Origin of the sequence: Chlorobaculum thiosulfatiphilum (assembly GCF_006265165.1) — a bacterium.
Lineage (GTDB): Bacteria > Bacteroidota > Chlorobiia > Chlorobiales > Chlorobiaceae > Chlorobaculum > Chlorobaculum thiosulfatiphilum.
In genome coordinates this window covers 1-3,841 of record NZ_VDCH01000050.1, presented here as the reverse complement: position 1 = coordinate 3,841, position 3,841 = coordinate 1, and the positions used below count along the sequence as shown (strand labels likewise).

5 protein-coding genes are annotated in these 3,841 nt (G+C 37.2%); 4 read left to right on the top strand and 1 reads right to left on the bottom strand.

Going from position 1 to position 3,841, the window contains the following annotated elements; all coding sequences use genetic code 11:
• Positions 1-248: 248 nt before the first annotated feature.
• The 4 genes from FGF66_RS12270 (at position 249) to FGF66_RS12255 (ending at position 3,138) form a co-directional block, all read left to right on the top strand.
• On the top strand, positions 249-1,502 hold the full coding sequence (locus FGF66_RS12270) for a DUF262 domain-containing protein (protein ID WP_170181380.1): 1,254 nt from the start codon (positions 249-251) through the stop codon (positions 1,500-1,502).
• Between the two features lie 137 nt (positions 1,503-1,639).
• Positions 1,640-2,167, top strand: coding sequence for an AlbA family DNA-binding domain-containing protein (locus FGF66_RS12265; protein WP_139457921.1), 528 nt, complete (start codon positions 1,640-1,642; stop codon positions 2,165-2,167).
• A 297-nt stretch (positions 2,168-2,464) separates the two neighbouring features.
• The gene (locus FGF66_RS12260) at positions 2,465-2,680 is read left to right on the top strand and encodes an antitoxin MazE family protein (RefSeq protein WP_139457919.1); all 216 of its coding nucleotides are present in this window, start codon (positions 2,465-2,467) and stop codon (positions 2,678-2,680) included.
• 89 nt (positions 2,681-2,769) lie between these two features.
• On the top strand, positions 2,770-3,138 hold the full coding sequence (locus tag FGF66_RS12255; protein ID WP_139457918.1) for a LapA family protein: 369 nt from the start codon (positions 2,770-2,772) through the stop codon (positions 3,136-3,138).
• A gap of 142 nt (positions 3,139-3,280) precedes the next feature.
• Here the strand turns inward: FGF66_RS12255 and FGF66_RS12250 are convergent, their stop codons facing one another.
• The gene (locus FGF66_RS12250; RefSeq protein WP_069809495.1) at positions 3,281-3,547 is read right to left on the bottom strand and encodes an RNA recognition motif domain-containing protein; all 267 of its coding nucleotides are present in this window, start codon (positions 3,545-3,547) and stop codon (positions 3,281-3,283) included.
• Between the last annotated feature and the right edge of the window lie 294 nt (positions 3,548-3,841).

Below are 3,841 nucleotides of genomic sequence, written 5' to 3'. Positions count from 1 at the left end.
ATACATCTGTAAAATCGCTTACACACTGCAATTCTCACTAATTCAGCTACCTCATAAGACTTTTTAGAGATGCCCATTATTCAGAGGATCAATAACACGCAATTTTATTGCGCCTATTCCCCCTATATGGCATGTAAGGCGCAACAAAGTAGCACAGATAAGCAAGTTATGTGTAATACTAAGACATGTTGAATAGAATAAACATATTAATGAACAATAACGAAACAAATAATACTAAAAATAAAGTAATGGCAACAGCAAAAGACTTATCAATAAAGGGTGAAAGTATACAAAGCTTATACGGTTCATATCTTTCTAGACAATATTTGGTAAATAGACGTTATCAGAGAAAACTTGTATGGTCGCTCGAAGAAAAAAGATCATTTATCGATTCTATTGTAAAAGGCTATCCTGTTCCTTTAGTTTTACTTGCAGAAGTCTCAACCGAAAAAGGGAAACAACTTGAAATAATTGATGGAATGCAGAGGATGAATGCATTAATGTCATTCATTGATCAAGAATATGATATAGCAGGATCGTATTTCGACCTAGACACAATGGCTGACACAAAACTTTTAAAAGATAATGGAACTATCACGCAAAAGACCCCAATGCTAGAAAGGGAGGTTTGCGCTAATATTGTCAGATATCAAATCCCACTGTCCATATTCCAAGAAGCAGGTACAAGCCATATTGATGAAGTTTTTAGAAGATTAAATTCAGGCGGAAGGCATTTATCAAATCAAGAATTAAGACAAGCAGGGGTATTAAGTAAATTTGCGAGCATAGTAAGAAAACTCGCTAGTAATATACGAGGAGACGCAAGCGCTAAAGATATTTTAGACTTAAATTCTATGAAGAATATTAGTATCACAAATAGAAATTTAGACTATGGTATCTCAATTGAAGATATTTTTTGGGTTAAGAACAATATCATTTCTAAGGAAGATTTACGCCAATCAAAAGATGAAGAAATAATCGCGGATCTTGTAGCATGGGTAGTGCTAGGCAAGGGCATAAGATCAAGTTCAGAAATATTAAATGAACTTTATGGTTATAGTGTAAGTACTGACACAAATTCATTGGCAAGTAATCTTGAAATACAAATTCAAAAAATAAATGAAGAAATAATAATAAGCAACGTACAATTTGTATTTGATACATTAATTGAAGTAATAAACTCTTCAGGCAAAAATTTCAACTCACTACTTTTTGATAACCAACAAGCAAAAATCGGAAGGTATTTTCAAATCGTCTTTTTATCATTTTATCAACTCTTAATTGATGAAGGTCTGAAAATATCAGATAATAAAGGACTATTAAGTCTACTTGATAAAGCGGGTGATAAGATAATCACTTTAGCAGCTGGTGGTGGTAATTGGTCGGCAAAAGAAAAACAAACTCAATCTGATGCGCTTTGCGGTGTTATTCGAGGAAAATTTATTAAATCGGAAGTCAACGACCCTGCACGGAATCAGTGGATAACTAAAGGGCATCTCTAAAAAGTCGAATACTCCTCTGAAAATCACCTAAAAAACTTTATTAATACATCTGTAAAATCGCTTACACACTGCAATTCTCACTAATTCAGCTACCTCATAAGACTTTTTAGAGATGCCCTAAATTCGAGAATATCTTAATGCAGTCCTCAACAGAGCAAACACTTTATGATTTTAAATTGGGATTGCATGATTTATCAGGAAATGAAAAATTTAACCAAGACTTATTCTCCAAAATTATAAAAACCTTAACCGCAATGGCCAATACATTAAAAAATTCCACAGGCTATTGTTTGATAGGTGTAGCAGATACACCACAATCAGCGCACAAACACAAGGAAAAATATACGGTTGATTATAAAGCTTATTCTAATTTTTATATTACTGGAATAAATGCCGAAGCGACACAGTATCATGGTGACATTGATAAATACTTTACTAAATTGAGTCAATTAATAAAAAATGAACCAATAAGTGAAAGGGATAAGGATAATATTTTACGTAATATTTCAGTAGTTAATTATTTTGACAAAACCGTTATTATACTAAAAATTGAATCTGGAGACAAACCTTCTGTATATAGCGGAAAGTACTACGTTAGACATGGAAGTAATATCAATGAAGTAGCGCCTGAAAACTTTAGTGACTTATTTTCAAGATTTCAATAAGGTACTACACATAACAACAGTTATAAGAAATTGGCGGTTCAGTGGTTAAATGAAGTTCAGTTTTTCAATCAAACTTTCGTGCAGGTTGTAAGTTTTGTGCCTCCAAATCGCCAACTTCTTATAGATACAAACTGTTGGCAACAATTTTAAGAAAAGAAAGTGCCAGATAAAATAATCATAATTTGTAAAATGCGAGCAATTAAATCCTATGATAAGGAATGAGATGCGACGTGAAAATATTTTTTACATCCCTTACCTTGCATATAACGAATTGAACACAGCAACCGCAGAAAACGCATGAAAATCGTCACTAAAAGAGTCAAGCTTTACCGAGACAAGCTTCGGAATCGCGGGTTGAGGCCAGTGCTGATTTGGGTGGTGGATACGCGGCGCTCCGGATTTGCGGTGGAGTGTCGCCGTCAGTCGGAGTTGCTCAAGTCGGATGTTCATGAAAAGGAGATGCTTGATTTCCTCGAACAGGCTGTGAATCGTGAGGGGTGGAAAACTGAATAAAATAGCTTTTGGTTCGTTCGTATAACTATAAATCAAAGCTTATTATATTACCCTCAAAGTCACTTCAAAAACTCATTCTTTTTTGAACCATGGCAACACTCTATTTGATTATCGCGCTTCTCATTGCGGTTCTGGCTGTGGTGTTTGCGTTGCAGAACTCGATGCTGGTCACCGTATCTTTTTTTAGCTGGACAATCACTGGCTCGCTCTCGCTGGTTTTGTTGGCGACACTCGCCATCGGCGTGCTGATTGGCCTGCTGGTGCTTTCGCCAGCTCTGCTCAAGAAAACTTTCAAATCATCGAGTCAGCGCAAACGCATTGATGCGCTTGAAAATGAGGTCAGCCAGCACAAAGCCAAAGTCGCGGAACTTCAAAAACCAGTTCCGGCGCTCTCACCGCCCGAAACGCAGAAACTACCACAATCATTGAAAAAAGAAGGCGATGGGAACGATAAGTAATGACAACGAAGCCGAAGGGATTTTGTTTAATCAGGGGAGGGGAAAATAAAAATCGACGGTGATGAGCAAATAATTACATTATCACCGTCGATAGATCGGTTACAAGGATACCTTAACGGTAGTCCGTCAAAACCTCAATGGCTCAGTACCTTGACGAAGAACGCTCTTCGCGGGGCTTTGCCTCGTTGACCTTGATGTTTCTGGAGCCGAGCCTGCTCTCGTTCAGAGACGAAATCGCCTGTTTCGCTTCTTCGTTGTTTGACATTTCAACAAAGCCAAAACCCTTGGAGCGACCGGAGAATTTATCCATGATAACGCTTGCCTTGCCAACATCGCCAAATTCGCTGAAAGCATCGCGAAGGTCAGCTTCAGTTACTTCGTAGTCCAGATTTCCAATGTAAATATTCATAGGTGTGATACCGTAATCGTGCTTTTTATCAATGAGATGAGCCGACAAATAAAAAAAAGCACAAATTACTTGAAAGCGTACGGCTCAACATCTGAACCGAAGGATGAGTATAACATTAAATTATCATATAAAAAAATTAATTATTGGCGGGTGCTGATAAGTAAACCCGTATAAGTTTATACTGTAAGGAGATGTGAGCTTTGAGTCCTGTTTTTTTGGTTCTTCGCAGAATATCGTGGGTAAGGGCTTCTGCTGTTCCGTCATGATTCGATAGCCATGTTGAGTTTGCCGCAG

What these genes read in the sequence shown, in the direction of transcription:
- FGF66_RS12270 (WP_170181380.1), top strand. Translation starts at nt 249, where the DNA reads ATGGCAACAGCAAAAGACTTATCAATAAAGGGTGAAAGTATACAAAGC.
- FGF66_RS12265 (WP_139457921.1), top strand. Translation starts at nt 1,640, where the DNA reads ATGCAGTCCTCAACAGAGCAAACACTTTATGATTTTAAATTGGGATTG.
- FGF66_RS12260 (WP_139457919.1), top strand. Translation starts at nt 2,465, where the DNA reads ATGAAAATCGTCACTAAAAGAGTCAAGCTTTACCGAGACAAGCTTCGG.
- FGF66_RS12255 (WP_139457918.1), top strand. Translation starts at nt 2,770, where the DNA reads ATGGCAACACTCTATTTGATTATCGCGCTTCTCATTGCGGTTCTGGCT.
- FGF66_RS12250 (WP_069809495.1), bottom strand. Translation starts at nt 3,547, where the DNA reads ATGAATATTTACATTGGAAATCTGGACTACGAAGTAACTGAAGCTGAC.